The organism is Novosphingobium sp. ZW T3_23 (assembly GCF_044987305.1).
GTDB lineage: Bacteria > Pseudomonadota > Alphaproteobacteria > Sphingomonadales > Sphingomonadaceae > Novosphingobium.
Map to the genome: position 1 here is coordinate 1 of NZ_JBJDRF010000036.1, position 19,626 is coordinate 19,626.

General features: G+C 62.4%; 13 protein-coding genes, 1 tRNA gene and 1 pseudogene. 3 read left to right on the forward strand and 12 right to left on the reverse strand.

The window, feature by feature from the left end; translation table 11 throughout:
• Nucleotides 1–282 precede the first annotated feature (282 nt).
• Nucleotides 283–359 (forward strand) — tRNA-Met (locus ACI3K3_RS17210).
• Here ACI3K3_RS17210 and ACI3K3_RS17215 read toward each other — a convergent pair.
• The 8 genes from ACI3K3_RS17215 to ACI3K3_RS17250 form a co-directional block, all read right to left on the reverse strand.
• A complete protein-coding gene (locus tag ACI3K3_RS17215) occupies nt 316–1,986 on the reverse strand; it encodes a recombinase family protein (RefSeq protein WP_404915925.1) in 1,671 nt (556 codons plus the stop codon). The genes ACI3K3_RS17210 and ACI3K3_RS17215 overlap by 44 nt on opposite strands.
• 756 nt (nt 1,987–2,742) lie before the next feature.
• On the reverse strand, nt 2,743–3,978 hold the full coding sequence (locus ACI3K3_RS17220) for a RhtX/FptX family siderophore transporter (RefSeq protein WP_404915843.1): 1,236 nt from the start codon (nt 3,976–3,978) through the stop codon (nt 2,743–2,745).
• Nucleotides 3,978–5,003, reverse strand: coding sequence for a PepSY domain-containing protein (locus ACI3K3_RS17225; RefSeq protein ID WP_404915845.1), 1,026 nt, complete (start codon nt 5,001–5,003; stop codon nt 3,978–3,980). The genes ACI3K3_RS17220 and ACI3K3_RS17225 overlap by 1 nt, the downstream gene beginning before the upstream one ends.
• Nucleotides 5,000–5,410 (reverse strand): cupin domain-containing protein, encoded by a 411-nt coding sequence (locus ACI3K3_RS17230; protein ID WP_404915847.1) that lies wholly within the window; start codon nt 5,408–5,410, stop codon nt 5,000–5,002. The genes ACI3K3_RS17225 and ACI3K3_RS17230 overlap by 4 nt, the downstream gene beginning before the upstream one ends.
• A 1-nt stretch (nt 5,411) precedes the next feature.
• Nucleotides 5,412–7,439, reverse strand: a complete 2,028-nt coding sequence (locus ACI3K3_RS17235; RefSeq protein WP_404915849.1) for a TonB-dependent siderophore receptor — start codon at nt 7,437–7,439, stop codon at nt 5,412–5,414.
• A 230-nt stretch (nt 7,440–7,669) separates the two neighbouring features.
• Complete coding sequence (locus ACI3K3_RS17240) at nt 7,670–8,509, reverse strand: helix-turn-helix domain-containing protein (protein WP_404915851.1); 840 nt, start codon at nt 8,507–8,509, stop codon at nt 7,670–7,672.
• Between the two features lie 267 nt (nt 8,510–8,776).
• Entirely contained in the window at nt 8,777–9,193 is a 417-nt protein-coding gene (locus ACI3K3_RS17245) for a nuclear transport factor 2 family protein (RefSeq protein WP_404915853.1), read from the reverse strand.
• 27 nt (nt 9,194–9,220) lie between these two features.
• Complete coding sequence (locus tag ACI3K3_RS17250) at nt 9,221–10,333, reverse strand: alkene reductase (protein ID WP_404915855.1); 1,113 nt, start codon at nt 10,331–10,333, stop codon at nt 9,221–9,223.
• 87 nt (nt 10,334–10,420) lie between these two features.
• Here ACI3K3_RS17250 and ACI3K3_RS17255 point away from each other — a divergent pair.
• Together ACI3K3_RS17255 and ACI3K3_RS17260 are read left to right on the forward strand one after the other, a co-directional pair.
• Nucleotides 10,421–11,469 (forward strand): annotated as a pseudogene (locus tag ACI3K3_RS17255) (IS3 family transposase); the annotation flags it as partial.
• Between the two features lie 254 nt (nt 11,470–11,723).
• Complete coding sequence (locus ACI3K3_RS17260; protein ID WP_404915857.1) at nt 11,724–12,236, forward strand: hypothetical protein; 513 nt, start codon at nt 11,724–11,726, stop codon at nt 12,234–12,236.
• Between the two features lie 150 nt (nt 12,237–12,386).
• Here the strand turns inward: ACI3K3_RS17260 and ACI3K3_RS17265 are convergent, their stop codons facing one another.
• From ACI3K3_RS17265 to ACI3K3_RS17280, 4 genes are read right to left on the reverse strand one after another with little or no spacing between them, the layout of a single operon-like run.
• Nucleotides 12,387–13,844: a basic amino acid/polyamine antiporter gene (locus ACI3K3_RS17265; protein ID WP_404915859.1), complete on the reverse strand. Its 1,458-nt coding sequence runs from the start codon at nt 13,842–13,844 to the stop codon at nt 12,387–12,389.
• A gap of 1 nt (nt 13,845) precedes the next feature.
• Nucleotides 13,846–15,222, reverse strand: a complete 1,377-nt coding sequence (locus ACI3K3_RS17270; RefSeq protein ID WP_404915861.1) for an efflux transporter outer membrane subunit — start codon at nt 15,220–15,222, stop codon at nt 13,846–13,848.
• Nucleotides 15,223–15,224: 2 nt separating this feature from the next.
• Nucleotides 15,225–18,386 (reverse strand): multidrug efflux RND transporter permease subunit, encoded by a 3,162-nt coding sequence (locus ACI3K3_RS17275; protein ID WP_404915863.1) that lies wholly within the window; start codon nt 18,384–18,386, stop codon nt 15,225–15,227.
• Nucleotides 18,383–19,396: an efflux RND transporter periplasmic adaptor subunit gene (locus tag ACI3K3_RS17280; RefSeq protein ID WP_404915865.1), complete on the reverse strand. Its 1,014-nt coding sequence runs from the start codon at nt 19,394–19,396 to the stop codon at nt 18,383–18,385. The genes ACI3K3_RS17275 and ACI3K3_RS17280 overlap by 4 nt, the downstream gene beginning before the upstream one ends.
• Nucleotides 19,397–19,626 lie beyond the last annotated feature (230 nt).

Here is a 19,626-nt window from a genome sequence, read left to right on the forward strand (position 1 = left end):
TCGAACTCGGCCGTGAAACCTGACAGCGCCAATGGTACTAACGCTCAAGCGTTGGAAGAGTAGGACGTCGCCAGGCATTGAAGCCGGCGTGCCGATAAAAACCCATCACAATGACAAAGGGCACAACTGTGCCCCAAAAGAGGGCCCTCGCAGGCCCTCTTCGCGTTCCAAAAGAACGCAACAAAGCCGCACGCGGGGTGGAGCAGCCCGCCGTCCAGTCCGGCGCAGTCGGAACGGAAAACAAACACGCTTCCGGGCTGAAAACATCAGCCCCAATGGTGACGCGGGGTGGAGCAGCCCGGTAGCTCGTCAGGCTCATAACCTGAAGGTCGTAGGTTCAAATCCTACCCCCGCAACCAAAGCAAATTGCAAAATATCGGCAGACTTCGCCCCCTTCTTAGAACCCGCCTTTCTAGCGGGCTTTTTGCGTTGTGCTGCGATTGTCAGGATTCCGGCCAGGTCGCCTTGAACCTCAACCACGAGTTCGTCGCCTTCGAGGGTGAGAATCACTCTTTCTATCAAGGAGCGGATGATCTCCTCAGCGTTGAGGCGATTGCAATCGTCCGCCTCAGATAACGCGCTGGCAAGGGTGTCCAGTTGCTCTCGATAATGATGAGCCATGCTGGGGTGTAAGATCGGTGTCGGTTCTTTCGCTGCGGTGAGTTGGGCCTCAAGATCACGCTTCCTTGCTTCAAGCACGAGCATGCGCTGGTTGATCTTCTCCGCGTTTGCGCCGCGCAGGATCGTGTCGACCAGCTTGTCGAGATCGCGGTCGATCTTCTTCACCTCTGTCTGTGCAGCAGCGATGGCTTTGCCAGCGTCTTTTCGGAGCCGGTTCATCTCCCGGGTAAACTCCTCGCAGTATTCTGCGAAGAGGGAAGGATCCATCAGATGATGGCGGAGTGCATGCAGAACGCGGCTATCCAGTTTGTCTCGACGGATGGTCGCACGGTTGTGACACGTTCCCTTGTTCCGAGAAGAGGCGCAGCCGAGATGGATCGACGAAACGAGCGTGTAGGCTCCCCCGCAGCAACCACAGCGCATCAAGCCCGACAGCATGTACTTAGCTCTGTTGCGAGGTCGGCTCCTGTCGACAACACCATCGACAACTTCGAGCGCCAATGATGCTTGTCGGCCCTTGGCCAATTCCCAGAGCTCATCGCTGATTATGCGTAGTTCAGGGACGGGTTGAGTGATCCACTCGCTTTCGGGGTTCGGTCGAGCTTGACGTTTTCCCGTGTCTGGATCCTTGATGAAACGCTGGCGGTTCCAGATAAGCTTTCCGATGTAGAGCTCGTTGTTGAGAATCCCAGTTCCGCGCTTGGGATTGCCGCTGATTGTGGAAAAGCCCCAAGCCCCTCCGCTTGGACCGGGTATGCCTTCCTCATTCAGATCGACGGCGATGGCTCGCCCCGATTTTCCGGCGCAGTACTCCTGGAAGATTCGTCGAACAATCTCGGCTTGGGGTTCATTGACAGTGCGAGCCCCTCGGGCAAGTTCTCCGTGATCATCGAGAGCCTTCACAACGTCGTAGCCATATGCGTTGCCACCGCCGGATTTGCCCTGCTCCACGCGGCCACGTAGACCACGGCGCGTTTTGTCGGCAAGGTCCTTGAGGAACAGCGCGTTCATTGTCCCCTTCAGACCGATGTGAAGGTGCGTTATCTCGCCTTCTGAGAGTGTGAGAATTTTGATGTCGGCGTACGCCATCCTTTTGAACAGGCCAGCTATGTCCTCCTGATCGCGGGACAGACGATCCAAGGCTTCCGCGAGCACGAGATCGAAATGGCCACGAGCCGCATCTGCCATCAAGGCCTGGATGCCGGGACGCAGCAACGAGGCGCCGGATATGGCGTGATCCGTATATTCCTCGACGATTTGCCAGCCCGACTTTTCGGCGTGCAGTCGGCAGATCCGCAACTGGTCCGCGATGGACGCGTCACGCTGGTTATCGGACGAATAGCGGGCGTAGATGGCAACCTTCACAGCAAGACCTCCAGCATCAGGAGTCAGGTGGGTGGCGCTCCGTCAGCTCATTGAAATAGGCTTTTCGAGCAGCCTGCCGGGCGAGAACGCGTACAAACGCAAGTAGCCGAGGATTACGGCTTCCTCCGGGAGAGGTGATCTCAAGGGGCGGCGTGCCCATCCTGCCCGAGCTGTTCGGCTCGTGACGGCTGTGAACGGTCATACTCGCTGTTCCTTTTTCGGAATGCAAGCCGAACCGGGTTGGCACTCATCAAACGGAATTCTGTGGGAGGGAGCGCGCTCAACCGCTGACGAGATTATCGCGCAGAGACGGCACAGGAAATAGATCATGCACATGGACTCGCCCATTTGGGCCTGTCCGCCATTTGCGATCATGCTCGGCCGTCGTTCGCGTGACAACCGAATATATTTAACGCTCTCCAATCCAGCACCGCGTCGAGCTAATTTGAAAATCAGGTGAAGTCTGACGCGTCAGCAGAGCCATGAACTTCGCTTTCAATTTTCGTGCCCATATCGACGGAGGCATGTGGTTAATTCTGCCCGCGATCTCACGCGGCACTGCCACTAGTTTTCGGGGCGCTTTAAATCCCAGGGTTGGGACCGCCGTTGATGTGAACAAGCATGCGTTCTCTCGGGCTCGTTGGCCCTGCTTGCGTATGCTGGATTGAGAAGCAGACGGTCCGCAGCTAACTCGATAATCGCCGCTGAACGTCGTGGTAGGGCGGAAGTGGTCGGTAAACGCTTGCCTGACAGGTGCTATTTCGATCGTGGAGGCGGAACGTCCCTATTATCGTTGCTGCGGGTAAACACGACCAAGACCAAGGACAGCGCAAGGAATACCGGCATGGCAAAGGCGATGCCATACCCCAACGAGGCAGCAAGCGCGGTGCCTGCCACGCCCGCGCCGATCTCTCCCGCATCGCGCATGCTCTGTACCGCCGTCATGTCGGTGCCGGCCTGATGGGATTGTGATGCAAAGTGCATAGCCCAGGTCATCGCACCCACCGAGCCCGCGCCGCTGCCGATGGATCCGGCGACCACAGCGACGAGAACCAACGGCATCGACAGCGCAATCACGCCCGATCCAATGAGCGCCCATGTCGCTGCGGATACGACGAGGCACACCCCCGCTGCCGTCAGCAGCGATCGCAATCCCACCCTGTTCAACAGCCACGCGCCCCCGCCGCAACCGATCAGGATCGTCACCGCGCCGCCCGTCGTCCCGACCAGACCGATAGCCTCCATGCTCCACCCCCGGTCGACCAGAAGCAGCTTGAACAAGCCAAAGGTGGCACTGGCGCTCATGGCAACCAGCAGCGCCAGCGCGAGAATGCGGAAGGCTCCCCGACGACGCAGAAACCGCTTCAGGCTTGCAGATTCTCGGGCCTGCTCCCGCGGTGCCTGCGGCTCGTGCCACAGCGCTGCCAGCAGCAGCGCCATCGCGACAATACCGGCCAAGCCAACCATACCAACCGTGCGTCCAAACAGTCCGGAAATGATCAGGAAACCACCACCGCCCAGAAAGAAGCCCACCATCGTGCCACCGACCTGAACCGCATTGGCCCGCGCCAGCATCGGACCTGAGAAATTCTCGACGGCCAGCCCGTCGGTAGCGGTGTCCTGCGTTGCCGATGCCAGCGAAGCGAGCGTGAAAAGGGCGATGGCGATGCGTGAGCCCGCCGCTTCGAAGCCTACCAGGGCGGCGGCGAGAAGGCAGGCTACTATTACGCCCTGCATCGGCAGGATCCAGCTACGCCGCTTGCCGAGACGCGGGGACCAGTGATTATCGACCCATGGCGCCCACAGGAATTTGATGATCCAGGGAATACCTACCAGCGGTAGGAAGGCCAGCGCACTAAGGGGAGCGCCGTCGCGGCGCAGAAGCGTGGGCAGGGCTTCCATCGCCAGCCCCATCGGTATGCCCTGCGTTATATAGAGCAAGCCGATGACGCAGAGCAGGCGCAGGTCGCGCGAAAGCGGCATAAACGGCATCAGGACAGTCTTTCGATTGCTTTGCGGCGTAGCGGTCGACGGGCCAGCCAGAGGCGGGTTCCGGTAACGACAAGCGTAACAGGGAGCAGGGACAGCAGCAGATAGATGACACGCACGACACCGCTGCTCCATAGTCCGATATGCAGGGACTTGGCGGCGATCATCACTTTCATGAAGCCCGGCTGCGGGCGATCGGGTAGGACAGTGCCACTGTGTGGGTCAAAAGCGAGTGAGCTGGACTTTGCCCAGGACCACGCCGAGCGATCCAGCAACATGACGGTTACCGGCCCGCTGCCGTCCCCCGGCATGATACCCATGATCTCCGTCCCCGGCTTTGCAGTCAGAGCAGTTCGGGCCGCCAGAGCGACACGCGGGGGCGATTCCGAGGCAGCCACCGCTGATGGCGCGGGCCTGCGTCCGCTCAGCATCTTGAAGCCCAGCAGAAGTGTGCCACTCGTCGCCCATAGATGCAGCATCGCCATGCCGACCAGTCCGGCCCACTTGTGCAGGGAAACGGAAGGCGAAGCACCATGCCAGGGCTTCCGTCTCAATACCCGCAGCCGCCCACGCATCATTACGAACCCAGACACCGCCAGCACAATCACGCCGAAAGCGGTCAGCAGAACGAGGATCTTGCCGCCCGCTCCCAGCAGCAAGGCGTTATGCAGATCGAGCAACCGGGTGCGGGGCGAACTGCCGTTGCTGGTCGGGGTGCTGATCACCCCGCTGTCGCCATCGAAAAGTACGGTCCCTGACATATGGTCGGCCCCATTGAGGACGATCGTCCAACCGGCGCCGGTCGACGCAGGCGGCAATGCCAACTGTACCTCGGCACCGGGCACTGCTCTGCCCGCATCGGCAAGCGCGCGATCGATGCCCGCAGGCGCTGTAGGCGAGGTATAGGCCGCATCCCAGGGTGGCAGGAGCAGGAGCGCGATGCCGCTGAGCAGCACCAGCGTAATCGGCAGCAGACAGAAAAGGCCGATCCAGCGATGCGCCTTCCATAAGGTCGGCCGCAGTTTCACGAGACGTCTCGGCAAGGCCGCATCCGGGTGCCTCCCGCAGGAGTCACGAACAGCAACCGCGACGGCTCGCGCAAGAGGAGGCGGTGCCAGGTGCCCGGCGCGACCACGCATCCCTGCCCTGAGGCCAGAGACACCAGACCGGTCTGCGTCTCGCCTTCTCCGGCAAGCGCGACATCGATCGCACCGTCGAGCAGGAAAAGTACCTCGTCCCCATCAGGGTGCATTTCCCATGTGTCGGGGTGCAAATCTGTCGGATCGACCGGCGTCGCCATTCCGACGATGCGTTCACCCGTCGCCCGGTTGATTTCCCGCCACGCCTCGGGAGTGCGGGGCAGCGGGCACGCGGCGCGCCCGGCAGCATCCAGACGGACCAGCGTCTCGACGGCAGGGAAGACGGTGACCCCCACTTCAGTACCGGACCCGGAGCGTGGCCATTACGCTGCGCGGATCGCCGTACCAGTTGTTCCACTGAGTGCCGCCGATCGAGGCGAAGTAGCGCTTATCGAACAAGTTATCGACATTGAGGCCAAGATCGACCTTGGGAGTGATCGCATAATCGGTGCGCAGGCCCACCACGGCATAGGCGCCCTGAGTCATCTTCACACCCGAACTGACGAGGTAATAGCTGCTCTGCCAGTTCACGCCGAGGCCCAGGCCCAGCTTGCCCTCCATCGCAGACGGTCGGTAATGCGTCCAGAAACGCACCATGTGGTGCGGCGTGAACGAGGCGAACGCGGTGCCCTCGCTGCTGCTGGCGGCGCCTGTGGCGGTACGATCGCGCAGATATTCAGTGTCGACATAAGTGTAGCCTGCCTGAATCGTCCAGTCGCGTGTCAGTTCGCCCTGCAGTTCGGCATCGATACCCTTGCTGGAAACCCTGCCGTCGGCAATGTATGCGCAGGTCGATCCGGTGACGCACGGATGGTCGGGGTCGAGCTGTGCACGGTTCGACTGGTGGATGCGGAACAGCGCCAGCGACCCGTTGAGCTTGCCGCCCAGCCATTCGCCCTTGATGCCCGCCTCGATGTTGCTGCCGGTAACGGGATCGAGGACATCGCCCTCATAGGTGAGATAGTTTTGCGGCGCAAAGATCGAGGCATAGCTGGCATAGAGGCTGAAAGGCCCGCCCACTTTCCAGACGAGGCCGCCATAGGGCGTGAACTCGCGGCTGACCTTGTAAGCGCCGGTCGGTGTCAGCGGGCCGCCGATGGTCGCCTGCCGGATCGTCTCGGTTTCCCACCAGCTGACCCGGCCGCCCCCGATCAGGGTCAAGGGGTCCGCCAGCTTGAGCCGCAGCACGGCATAGCCGCCATATTGCTTCGTGTTGGTAGTCTGCACACCGGCCCAGGTCTTCGTCGCCGGCTCGGCAACGGTGATCGGATTGTCGGAGAACAGATCCACCGACTGGCCGAGGCCCGGCAGGCTGTACGAGGTTTGCCGGGTTCGCCCGTCCCAGTAGTTCGCGCCAAGGATCACCTGATGGTGCTGGCCGAACAGATCGAACCCGCCCGAGACATAGCCGTCCAGATCCGTCTCGCGGTTGCGGAAATCATAGGCGCCGCCATAGACGATGGGGCCAAGCCCGGTTGTCCGGCTAACCGCGCCGTACGCGGCGGCATAGGTCATGTCGCTGTCACCGACGATCCGGCTGACCGCCAGCTTGCCCTCCCAGTCTCCACCGAAATTATGCCGCAGCTCGGCGAACATCTGCACGTTGTTCCAGTCTCGGGTGGACCAATCCGCCGCAGTGCTGCGCGATCGGGGGATGGCCAGCGTTCCACCGTCTGCATAGCGGGGTATGCCCATGGATATGCCTTTGTCGCGCACGTCCTGCCACTTGATCGTCGCTGCCAGCACCGTGTCCGGCGTCACGTTCCATTCGAGCGTGCCATAGGCCATGAACTTGCGGCGGTGGCCGTTGTCATAGAAATAGTCCCGGTCTTCGGCGACGCCCACCATCCGCGCGCGCAGATCGCCTGAAGCGGTAAGCGGGATCGAGATGTCGCCCTCTGCGCGGTAGTTGTTCCAGCTGCCGGCGCTAAGGGTCGCTTCTGCCTTGAGATCCCGTCCGGGACGCTTGCGCACGAGATTGATCGTTCCCGATGGATTACCGGTGCCCTGCAGCAAGCCGCTGGCGCCGCGCAGCAGTTCAACCCGTTCGTAGATCGCCATGTCCTCGGTATTCACCGCCTCATTCCATCCGGAGGTCGGGATGCCGTCGAAATTGAGTGTGTCGATCACGAAGCCGCGCGAGTAATAAGCGGTGCGCAACCGCGTGCCCGGCTGCACCGTGACGCCCGGCGTGTTCTTCATCACGTCGTCAAGCGTGATGAGGCGCTGTTCGTCGAGACGCACGCGCGTGATGATGCTGATGGTCTGCGGTGTTTCCGCGATCGTAAGCGGCAGCTTGGTGCCAACGCCGACACCTTCGGGCAAGGCGGCTGTGACGACAATCTCCGATGCCGAACTACCGTCACTAGCTTCTTCGGCCCGCGCCGATGCGGATGAAAGAGCACCGGACAGGCAGGCAAGCGCGCAGCCAGCGCGAAGCGCTGTTCGGAAGGAAGCGGACATCTCGGAAAACCCCATTTATGCGAACGATTATCAATAGGGTTGCCCCTACCTCTTCAAGTTCGCCGTGTCTTTTCGATTTACGGCGGGAATTTTCAGATTTTCATACCCTGCGTCCCATGGCGGGCGATCGTTCCGGGCGTCACGCCAAAGCGGCGCGCAAAGGCCGTGGTAAAGTGGGGCAGCGTGTAACCCACGGCTTCGGCTGCCAACGTCGCCGACATTCCCGCATCCAATAGCCGCCAGCCTTCGCGAAGGCGCAGTTCGCGCAGATGCTCGCTGATCGAGTACCCATACAGCCTCCGGAAGCCGGCGGTCATTGTGCGCAAGCCAAATCCGAACCGCCGGGCGAGGACATCGAGAGTCGGCGCATCGCGCCAGTTTTCGCGCAGATAGGCGTGCAGTTCACGGATACGCTTCGCCTCAGCCGCACTGGCAAGCGCCACTTCACGTGCCGGAGCCGATGATCCCAGCAGGTCGATCGCCAATGCAGCCAGCTCCAGCGCCTTGCCGGCAGAATGCAGGCGACCGGCAGCGCCGTTGAACGGGCCGTGCAGGATGGAGTTCGCCACGCTGGCCATCGCCAACGGGGTCGCACGGCGAATGTGCCGTACGTCTCTCGCGTCAGGAAGATCGCCATCAAACACGTCGCTGACCAGAGCAGCGTCCACAAACAGTGTGAGATAATGGAGCCGGCAGCCCTGTTCAAAACTGTGATCGAGTTGCCAAGGGCGGCTACTGATGAACAGACTGGTTTCAGCCGCGCGTTGTATCTGCGGCCCGGCACCGTCTACATCGAGTGTAAAGCTGCCTTCGATCAGGAAGGCCAGCTTGATGCCTCCTTCCAGCGTTTCCACCGCTCGCTCTTCCTCATCAAACCCTGCATGCCCGCCGCTGAGCAGGATGTGGGGTGTGGGATGGGACGTCCAGTTCATCTTCAGGTAGCCGGTTATAGCGAAATTTTAGAAAACGAGCGGCTCGCTCAGAAAGCTCAGCGCATAGCACGGGATCGATAGCCTATTTGCAAATCAGTCGCAACAAGGCCGCCGGGATCTGATGGTCCGGCCCTGTAAAAGGGTATGGGGGCGCTCGTGGGCAATCGTTCGCTCGTAATCTGTCGGCGGACGAAATCTTGGGAGCGGGTGGGGCGGTGTGTACACAGCATGGCTTGCAGCCTCGCCCGGACGTTCAAGCGTACGCCATCAGCCGCCCCACACGACGTCGAGGCGAGTGGCCGCGATCCGCCAAGCGCCGCTTACCCGGCGATACTTGTCTGCATAGATGCCGAGCAAAAGGAGGGGGGCGGGATCCGGCTTGGACGCGGTCTCGAAATCGATCAAATAGCAACGCCCAGTCGCCTCGCTGCCAGTAACACTGACCTCGTGGTTGGTGATCGCATGGACGAAGGGGTAATGCTTGCGCCCGTCGCGATCATAGAGCCGGTATGCTTCGGCTAAACCGGCCTTGATGGCGGGGAGACCGACCATCTCTCCGGTCGTCACCGCCACCACGGCATCTGCGGTGAACACCTGCTCCAACCCTTCGAAATCGGCGCTATCGAGACAATGGGCATACCGGATGCGCAATTGTCGGATTTCCTCGATGTCGAGCAGGGGCAAAAGGCGAGCCTCGCTGGCGTACCGGTGTTAGGCATCCTGCTCGACCTTCTTTTCGGCCCAGGTCGGATAATCGGTATAGCCCCGTTCACCCGACGCGCCGTACCATGTCGCGCGATCAGGGCTGTTAATCGGCTGATCGTTCTGCATCCGCTCAACCAGATCGGGGTTCGCGATGAACGGACGACCGAAGGCGATCAGATCAAGATCGCTGGACTGGAGCGCCTGCTCCGCGGTCTCTTTCACGAATCCGCCGGCAGCGATCAGGGTTCCGGTATAAGTCTTGCGAAATGTATGCGCAAAGCCCTCGGGCATCTTCTCGGCACCGATTGTCAGCTGGTCGCTGAGATGGACATAAGCCAGTTTGCGTTGCTCAAATTCCGCCGCCAGCGTTACCCAAGTTTCCGCCTCGTCGGCATAGGGCTCCATGCCGTACAGGCGCCCGAACGGTGATACACGTACTCCCACTCGGTCGCTGCCGATTTCTGCGCTAATGGCGTCAAGCGTTTCGAGCATGAAGCGCAGGCGGTTCTCGATCGATCCGCCATAGCGGTCGGTGCGTCGGTTGAGGGCGCCATTGACGAACTGCTCGAATAGATAGCCATTGGCGCCGTGTAGTTCGACTCCGTCGAAGCCGGCGTCGATTGCCAAGCGGGCCGCGCGGACGAAATCATGCGTGATCCGCGCGACCTCGCGGGTTGCCAGCGCGCGCGGCGGGCTTGCCGCGAGCGTCGCTGCGTTCCCGGCCTCGTCGCGGCCGAAAGCCCAGACGTTGGTGCCGGATGTCGCAGCGGAGGACACCGGTGCCGCGCCATTGATCTGGAGCGAGACGTGCGAGACGCGGCCGACGTGCCAGAGCTGCGCGAAAATCCGACCGCCCTCGGCATGCACTGCGTCTGTCACGCGGCGCCAGCCCGCTGCCTGCGCCGGCGTGTATAGCCCGGGATTGAAGAGATAGCCGCAGCCTTCGATCGAGACGGGCGCGCCTTCGCTGATGATCAAACCAGCGGTCGCACGCTGGCTGTAATAGAGTACGGTAAGATCATCCGGCACGGCGTCCAATGCCCGAGCGCGGGTCATTGGGGCCATGACGATGCGGTTCTTGAGGGTGATAGTACCCAGATCGTACGGTTCAAAAAGCATGGTGATTGGCTGTCCCTGTTACGCGGAGACGATCTACGCAGCCCAGTCGAAGACCTATGATCGGGTCTACGTCTTGGCACCGCTCGGATCACAGAAGAGCAGATCATCGGCGTGCTGAAGGAGCAGGAGGCTGGAATGGCGACGGCGGATGTGTGCCGCCGCCACGGGGTCAGCTCAGCGACGTTTTAAAAGTGGAAGGCCAAGTATGGTGGCTTGGATGTCTCCGAGGCCCGACGGCTGCGCTCGCTGGAAGAGGAGAACGCTCGGCTGAAGCGTCTTCTGGCCGACGCGATGCTGGATAACGCCATGCTCAAGGAGATCGGTCTAAAAAAGTTCTGACGCCTGGAGCGAAGCGTCAGGCGGTGGCTCACCTCCAGGAAGTCTTCGAGGTGAGCCAGCGCCTGACTTGCGAGGCTCTGGGCGTGGATCGAACGAGCGTGAGCTACGTCAGCCACCCGTCGGACGATACTGCGGCACGGGTACGCATCCGCGAGTTGGCCGGGCAGCGGCGTCGGTTCGGCTATCGCCGCTTGCACTGGCTGCCGTGCCGTGAAGGATGGACGATGAACCACAAGAAGTTCCGGCGATTGTATCGCGAGGAGCGCCTGCAGGTGCGCCGGCGCGGTGGACGCAAACGGGCTTTGGGCACGCGGGCACCCATGGCGATCCCTCAGGGGACGAACCAGCGTTGGAGCCTCGACTTCGTGTCCGACGCCCTCGTTTGTGGGCGCCGGTTCAGGATCTTCGCTCTGGTCGATGACTACAGCCGGGAGTGTTTGGCTCTCGTCGCCGACACCTCGATCTCAGGCTTGCGCGTTGCCCGCGAACTCGAGCTCGCCATTCTCGAGCGTCAGGACAAGCCAGCCATGGTGGTCAGTGATAACGGCAGCGAGCTGACCAGTATGGCTATCCTGCGATGGTCGCGGGATCGCGACATCGAGGGGCACTACATTGCGCCAGGCAAGCCGCAGCAGAACGGCTTCATCGAGAGCTTCAACGCTCGACTGCGTGACGAATGCTTGAACGAGACGCTGTTCTCCAGCCTTGGCCATGCTCGCCAGATCCTGGCGGAATGGCGGCACGACTACAACCACTTCCGGCCTCACTCGAGCCTGGGGAACAGAACCCCGGCCGAGATAGGAGCCAGTTCAGTCGGCAAACCGGGTTGGGGGTTAACCCCAAACCCGCTTGTTGCCATCACGCCCACGCTTGGGCATCAAACCGGGCACAGGCTTTACTCATAGCTGGTAGAAACCTCGGGCTCAGACCAGTAGATTTAAACGACGCCGCCTCCGTGCGACAGATACTTGAACGCTCGAAAATCGCTACGCGGACTGACGCCGAAGGTAGGTGCGCCGGCGCGCAACTCATCGCACGCTTCGGCCAAGCTGTGGACCGCCACCTGACCGGCCCCGATCGCATCGTAGCGATTGAATACGACATGCGGTTAACGGTGCTCCCCGAACTGAAATGGCAATTCTCGAATAGCAGTTGCCGCCCTTCGGACGCCGCAAGGCTGGACGCCTTAACCGTCGACGCGCTGATGAAGGCGTTTGCGGAGTTCGAAGAAATCCCGCGTCCGGACACGGCGACGGGTAGCTTCATCGCCGTTCCCGACTGGCTGCCTTATGCCCCGACGCGGTATACGCTGGCTAATTTCGTCTATAGCGATCCCACGATCGGCATCGCGATTAGTGTCTTCGCTTTGACCGACCGGCTCGTCGCAGTTCATACCCCTCAGAAATTCGCTTCCGAACTTGACGTGACCCTGGAACCGGATGGAACGGTTTACGTAAAGAGATCGGGCCCCGAGACCAACCTGATCTGGTTTGAGTACGACTCTCGCAATGAAGCTGGGCAAATCGCCACGTCGCGCGCCTATCTCGCAACCCGGCGGTACTGATCAGCTGAAGGCTTGCAACGGTAAACGCTGGCGTTCGGCCATGCGCCTTTTGCGATCTTCAGCAATGCTGGCCCGCTGCTCGATATTCTTCACGGCGGGCTGGGCATCAAAATCGCCCGTAGCCGCGAGAACGGAGCTTCCGTGCCTGTCTTACGATCTGAATTCGGCAAGGCTGGGCACTGGCAGTCCGTTTTGTATCAGATCGCCAGCCGCCCATGCGCCGATGATCAGTGTGCCCGCGAAGATCGCTTTTTCCCAGATGTTGAACACGCGTCGGTGCTGCTCCTTGCTGGCGATGATATAGAGGCACGTTCCGATGGAATAGAAAATCGCGGTGTTTGCTATTGCGCGTGACCCACCTGCAAAGACCAGCAGTAACGTGTAAACCACGGCGCAGATCGCTATGATGAGATTTGCAGGGCGCCTGGCCCGGTGAAGACCTCGTGTTCTTTCGCGCCACAGCACACCGGTGCCAAACAGCGCCGTGAGCAGAAAGGGGATCAGCGACATCTCGCTCGTCAATTGCAACATCATGTAATAGGGCGCCGATGACCAGTACGTCGCGATCATCATGGCCTGAACCACCAGGTTGCTGGCAAAAAGAGCCGCGACGGGGGCGTGGTTGCCGTTCGCCTGTCTGAAGATCTTCGGCATGTCGCCGCGATGGGCGGCAACGAACAGCACCTCCGCGCAGATCATGGTCCAGGCGAAATAGGCGCCCGATACCGAAATGATCAATCCGGCACCGACCAGCACACCTCCGGCGGGTCCGATCACGGCGCTCAATATGCCTGCCATCGATGGTTGGCGGATACCGGCCAGTTCGGAGCGTGCGATCACGCCGTAGGGCATCACGGTCACCAGGACGAGAATGATCGTAACCACCAGCAGGCCGAGCAACGTGGCCCGGCCGACATCGGCGCGCCGCCTGGCGAAGGCCGAATAGACGCTTGCGCCTTCCACGCCAAGCAAGGTGTAGAGGGTGACGAGCATCGTCGCCTTGACTTGCTGGCCAAGGCCGGTTCCGCCGACACTGTCTTGCAGATTGGCCTGAAAGACCTCCAAATTCCACGCCGCCGCCAGGACGAACAGGAAAACGATGAGCGGGACGAGCTTGGCGATTGTGGAAACCAGATTGACCATCGCACTTTGCGGAGGCCCCCGCAACATGATGAAGTGCGCCGTCCAGATGCCCGCCGAGGCAAGGGCGATGGAAGCGACGTTGTGGCCTCCGGCGAAAACCGGGAGATAGGCGCCCAGCGTCGCCTTTATCACTACCCAATAGGTGCAGTTTCCCAGGCAACCGGCCAGCCAGTAGCCGAATACCGAGAGGAAGCCCACGTAGTTCCCGAAACCCTCTCTCGCATAGATGTAGATGCCGCCGTGAAGCTCAGGCAAACGCAGTGCCAGCAATTGCAGGACGCGGGCGAAAGCGAACATCCCGGCCCCGGCTATAACCCAAGCCAGAATGGCGCCTTGCGGCCCGGCTACCCGCCCCAGCGATCCCGGCAGGGTGAATATGCCGCCGCCCACCATGGAGCCCACGACGATGGCGGTAAGGACGGGGAGCGCGAATTTCCCGCGCGAGACCGGCAGCTGTACGACCACGTCAGATGCTCCCGCCGCCTAACGCTGCATAGAGCGCAACGTCGTTCTGCAGCGCCGCCGCGCGAAGCAGGATAAGCTGCTGTTCCGCCGTGAAGAGATTGCGCTCCGCATCGAGCACTTCGAGGTAGACCGAGACGCCGCTGCTGTAGCGAAGCTCGGCCGTTTCCGCCAACACGCGCTGATCCTGCACCGCGCGCTGCTGGGCGGCGATCTGTTCCTGCAGGCGCTGGCGCCCCACCAACCCGTCGGCCACCTCGCGAAAGGCTTGCTGCACGGTGCGTTGATAGATTGCGACGAGTTCGTCCCGGCGCGCCTTGCTTAGCGCCAGCTGGGCGCGGCGGCGCCCGAAGTCGAACAGCGGAAGGCCCGCCCCGCCACCGAAGGCCCAGCTGCCGCTGTCTCCATCGAACAGGTTGCCAAGCTGCGGAGACAGGAACCCTGCCATGCCGGTAAGCGATATGGTCGGGAAAAACGCCGCGCGGGCCGCGCCGATATTGGCATTGGCACCGCGAAGCTGTTCTTCCGCTGCCAGGATATCCGGGCGAAGCGTCAGCAGCGAAGAAGGTAATCCAGCGTCCAGCAATGTCAGCTGGTGCGCATCGTTTATGCCATATCCATCCGGAAGCGGCTGCGCCATGGGGCCGCCGGCCAGAAGCAGGAGCAGGTTGCGCTGCTGATCCGTCGTGCGCTGCAAATCCGCCAGTTGCGTCTGCGCCTGCGTGATCAGGATCATCGCCTGCTGATAGTCGACCTTCGAGGTGACTCCTGCGTCCAGGCGAAGTCTGGCGATCTCCCCCGATTTCCGGCGGCTGGCCAGCGTGCGCTGCGCCACGTCGATACCCGCCTCGCCCGCGCGAATGGCGTAATAGACCGTGGCCACGTCGCGGATGAGGGTGAGCCGCAAGGCCCTCTGCACATCGACGGTCGCCAGATAGTTCCGCCGCGCCGCCTCCGTGAGATTGGCCACTCTTCCCCACAGGTCGAGTTCGAAGCTGGAGACGACGAACTGCACCTGGAAAGCGCTGATGGTCTGCGGGCCGATGGCCGTCGGCGTTCGCGAGCGCCCGGCACTCGCACCGGCATCGACGTTGGGCAGCCGGGCCGAGGCCTGAGCCCTGTACTGCGCCTCTGCCTGCGCGATGCGTGCGGCGGCGGCCGCAAGGTCGCGGTTTCTTTCCAGCGCCGAGCCGATATAGGCCTGAAGCTGAGGATCGCCGAAGAAGCTGTGCCATGAGATCGCGCTGGCCTGCGCGCCTGAGACAGGCGTCGTTTCCGGATAGGCGGTCGGAACCGGTAGCTCCGGCTGTACATAGGCGGGCGCCATGTTGCATCCGGCCAGCAGCGCAGGCAGGCAGAGTGCAAGGGCGTGCCGGCGCACGTCTAGCTTTCCTCTGCCTGATTCAGTTTGACCTGGGCATCCCGCTCCGCCCGCCGCGAACCGAGCCATCTGCGCGCCGATACGAAGAACAGCGGCGTGAAGAAGATGCCAAGCACGGTCGCCGTCAGCATGCTTCCCATGACGCCGGTCCCGACGGCACGGCGGCTGGCCGCGCCGGCTCCCACGGCGATGGCCAGCGGCACCATGCCGATCACGAAAGTCAGGCTGGTCATCAGGATCGGCCGCAAGCGCTGACGCGCGGCAAGGCTCACCGCCTCGGTCGCCGTCTTGCCGCGAGCCTCTTCGTCGAGGGCAAACTGCACGATCAGGATCGCATTCTTTGCCGCAAGCCCGATGATTGCGACAAGGCCGACGTTGAAATAGACATCCGCCATCATGCCGCGCGCCAGGGTAAAGAGCACCGCCCCCAGCACACCCAGCGGTACGATCATGAGCACTGCCAGCGGTATGGACCAGCTCTCGTACAGCGCCGAAAGCAGCAGGAACACGACGATCAGCGAGAGCCCAAGCAGGGCCCCGATCTGGCCGCTTGCCTGGCGCTCCTCGAAGGCGGTGCCGGTCCACTCATAGCCATAACCGGGCGGCAGGACCTCTCGCGCTATCCGCTCCATCTCGTCCAGTGCGGCCCCGCTCGATTTGCCGGGGGCGGGCTGGCCGGAAATGGCCACTGCCGGGAAGCCGTTGTAGCGTTCGAGCTGGGCGGGGCCCGCGGTCCAATGGGTGGTGCTGAACGCGCTGAACGGCACCATCTCGCCCCGGTCGTTGCGCACGCGGAGGGCGGAGATGTCACCCGGCTCCATCCGCTGCGAGGCTTCGCCCTGCACGATCACGCGCAGGACGGTGCCGTCATGCATGAAGTCGTTCGCATATGCGGAGCCGAAGGTGACGCTCAGGGCCTGGTTGATCTGGCCGATTTGCAGGCCCAGCGCCCGCGCCTTGACCCGGTCCAGCTCCAGATAGAGCTGCGGGCGAGAAGGCTGGGTTTCGAACCTGACGCCTGCCAGTATCGGGCTTTTGGCAGCTTCGGCAATGATCGCATGCGCACGTGCTGCAAGGTTCTCGCCGGTGCCGGTGCGATCCTGAACCCGCATGGTAAAGCCGGTGGCATTGCCCAGCGCCTGGATGGGGGGCGGCTCGAAGGCGAACATCGTCGCCTCCGGAATGGTGAAGAACGCCCGGTTCGCGCGAGCTGCAAGGGCACCGGCGGAGTTGTCGGCGCCGGGGCGTTCCTCCCAAGGCTTCAGGTCCACGAACGACATCGCCGCGCCTTCTCCCTGCCCGAACAGGCTGAAGCCATAAATCGAGACGACGTTGCGGACCTGCGGCTGCTTGAGCAGAAACGCTTCGGCCTGCGTCACCGCGCCTTCGGTGCGCGCCATGGTGGCGCCGGGGGCGGCGTTGTAGCCGATCAAGATCGAGCCCTGATCCTCGGTCGGCAGGAAGCCGCCGGGCAACCGTGCGAACAGCAGCCAGGTCGCAAGGCAGATCGCGAGGAACACGACGAACCAGCGCACAGGAGAGCGGAGCATCGTTTCCACCACGCCGACATAGCGCCGGGTGGTACTTTCCAGACCGCGGTTGAAGCGATCGAAGAACTTCGCCGGCAGGCTCCGCGGCCGGTCATCCGCCTCCGCCTTTGCCGGCGGCGGACGCAGAATGCTGCCGCAAAGCGCGGGGGCGAGCGTAAGCGAAAGCACCGTCGAAACGATCATCGAGATGGTCAGGGTGACGGAGAACTGGCGATAGACGCCGCCGCTCGCGCCCGGGAAAAACGCCATCGGAATGAACACGGCGACCAGCACCAGTGTGGTGGCGATGATGGCGCCGGTAATCTGCCCCATCGCCTTGGCCGTCGCCTCGCGCGGGTCAAGCCCTTCCTCGCCCATGATGCGCTCGACATTCTCGACGATGACGATGGCGTCGTCGTTGAGGATGCCGATCGCCACCACCATCGCGAATAGCGAGAGCAAGTTGAGCGACATACCGAACAAGAGCAGGCCAAGGCAGGTGCCGATCAGGGCGATCGGCACGATCAGTGTGGGAACCACGATCGCGCGCCAACGCTGGAGAAACAGATAGACGAAGGCCGAGACCAGCAAGAGCGTCTCGATCATCGTGCGCATCACGTTGTTCACGGAGCGAACGATGAACGGCGTGGAATCGAACGGCGTCTGCCACGCGATGTCCGGAGGGAAGCTGCGCTCAAGCTCGTGCAGGCGCGCGCGCACGCCGGATGCCGTCGATAGCGCGCTGGCCCCCGAAGCGAGCTGCACGCCGATGCCGACCATTTCCTGCCCATTCAGCGTGGCATGCATGGCATAGCTGTCCTCGCCGAGTTCAACCCGGGCGACGTCTCCGAGCCGAACGGTCGATCCGTCGGGATTGGAAGCGACGATGATTTCCCGGAACTGCTGCGGCGTGGAAAAGCGGCTCTGGGTAACGATCTGCACGTTGAGATCCGCCGCCGAGGCCGTGGGCCGCGCGCCCAGCGTACCCGCCGCGGTCTGGCTGTTCTGCTCGCGCACGGCCTGCAGCACTTCGGCCGGCGTCAGCCCGTAACCGGCAAGCTTCTCGCGATCGAGCCAGATCCGCATGGCATAGGCCGAGCCGAACAGCTGCACATCGCCGACGCCGGGCACGCGCCGCAGTTCCTCGACGATGTTGTTACTGGCATAGTTCCCCAATTGGGCCCGCGACATCGCCCCCGACTTCGATCGCAGAGCGATCATCATCAGAAATCCGGACGAGGATGAGGTGACTCTGACACCCGCGCGGCGGACGTCTTCGGGCAGGCGCGAGTCCACACGCGCCAGGCGGTCCTGAACTTGCGAAACCGCCACGTCGAGTGAAGTGCCGGGCTGGAAGGTCACGGTGACCTGGGCAGTGCCGTTGGAGCGGCTGGTGGAGGACATGTAGAGGAAATTGTCGACCGCGTTCATCTCGCGCTCGATTACCGATGTCACGGTCCGGTCGAGGGTGCTGGCATCGGCGCCGGGCAGGGCGGTGGAGATGCTGACGGAAGGGGGCGCGATGTTCGGAAACATCTCGACCGGCAGGTTGGAAATGGCGATCCCACCGAACAGCAGAGCGAAAATGGCTATTACCCAGGCGAAGACCGGGTGATAGACGAAGAAGCGGTTCATCCCTCGCTGCTCGCCTGTTGCGCGGACTCTTGCGCGGGTTGGGGGGGCGGCTTGAATGGCTGAGGCGCGACCTTCTGGCCGGGGACAACGGTTTGCCAACCCTCCACCACGATCCGCTCGCCCGCCTTCAGTCCTGACCGGACGATCCACATTCCGTCGTGCGCTTCGCCGAGCGTGACAAGCCTGCGTTCCGCCACATTGTCTGCGCCGACGACGATCACGCTGGTATCACCGGCGCCGATCATGACCGCGCGTTCGGGCACCGAGAGCACATTCACGAACATCCCGGCCTGCAGGACGCCGCGCACGAACTGCCCGGGAAGAAGGTCGCGTCGCGGATTGGGAAATACCGCGCGCAACGCCTGGCTTCCCGTGCCGGGTTGCACAACCAGGCCCGCGTAATCGAGGTGACCGACCACGCCGTAGTCCTGACCATTCTCCGTGGTCAGGCGGACTTCGATATTCCGCAAGTCCGGGAGCCGAACTTCGCCGGACCGCGTCATGCGCGCCAGATCGAGCAAGTCGGAACTGGACTTGGTGAACACGACATAGACCTGCGACAGTTGATCGACCTGCGTCATCAGCGTGCCCGCTCCGGCACTCACGAGGGCGCCTTCGCTTACTTCCGCGCGCGCCACGCGGCCGGCAATGGGCGCGCGCACTGTCGCATATCCTGCCGCGAGCTTCGAACGATCGAGAGCCGCGCGGGCGTCTTGAACACCTGCCTCGGCCTGACGCAAGTTGTTCCGCGCGCTTTCATATTCCAGTTCGCTGATCGCCTGCTGGCCGATCAAGGAGGAGAAGCGCTTCACGACCTGAGCCGCGTCCGATCGGGCGGCGAGCGCGCGGCTCAATCCGGCGTTGGCCTGTCTCAACTGCGCCTGCACATCGCCGGGATCGATCTGGAACAGGGGGGTGCCGGCAGCGACATCCGATCCTTCCTGATAGAGCCGCCGCAGGACGATGCCATCGACGCGGGCACGCACCTGCGCGGAGCGGACGGCTTCCACCCGTCCAGGCAATTCGATGGCATTTGCCGCCGACGAACGGCCCACCGTCAAGACTTTGACCGGGGTTGGCGGCGGACTGGGAGCGGTGCTTTCCGAACAGGCCTGAAGCAGAAAGGCACAGGTCAAAACCGCGCGGCGGCAGCGATAAATCGGCCCAAAAATCGCTTTCTTCTTTGGGATCATGAGGAAGTTCCTCTGCAAATCCTCAAAAATTCGCGGCCTTGTTTCCT

Excerpts from the sequence above, each read along its gene's own strand:
- ACI3K3_RS17240 (WP_404915851.1), bottom strand. The coding sequence starts at position 8,509 with ATGAACTGGACGTCCCATCCCACACCCCACATCCTGCTCAGCGGCGGG.
- ACI3K3_RS17250 (WP_404915855.1), bottom strand. The coding sequence starts at position 10,333 with ATGCTTTTTGAACCGTACGATCTGGGTACTATCACCCTCAAGAACCGC.
- ACI3K3_RS17220 (WP_404915843.1), bottom strand. The coding sequence starts at position 3,978 with ATGCCGTTTATGCCGCTTTCGCGCGACCTGCGCCTGCTCTGCGTCATC.
- ACI3K3_RS17275 (WP_404915863.1), bottom strand. The coding sequence starts at position 18,386 with ATGAACCGCTTCTTCGTCTATCACCCGGTCTTCGCCTGGGTAATAGCC.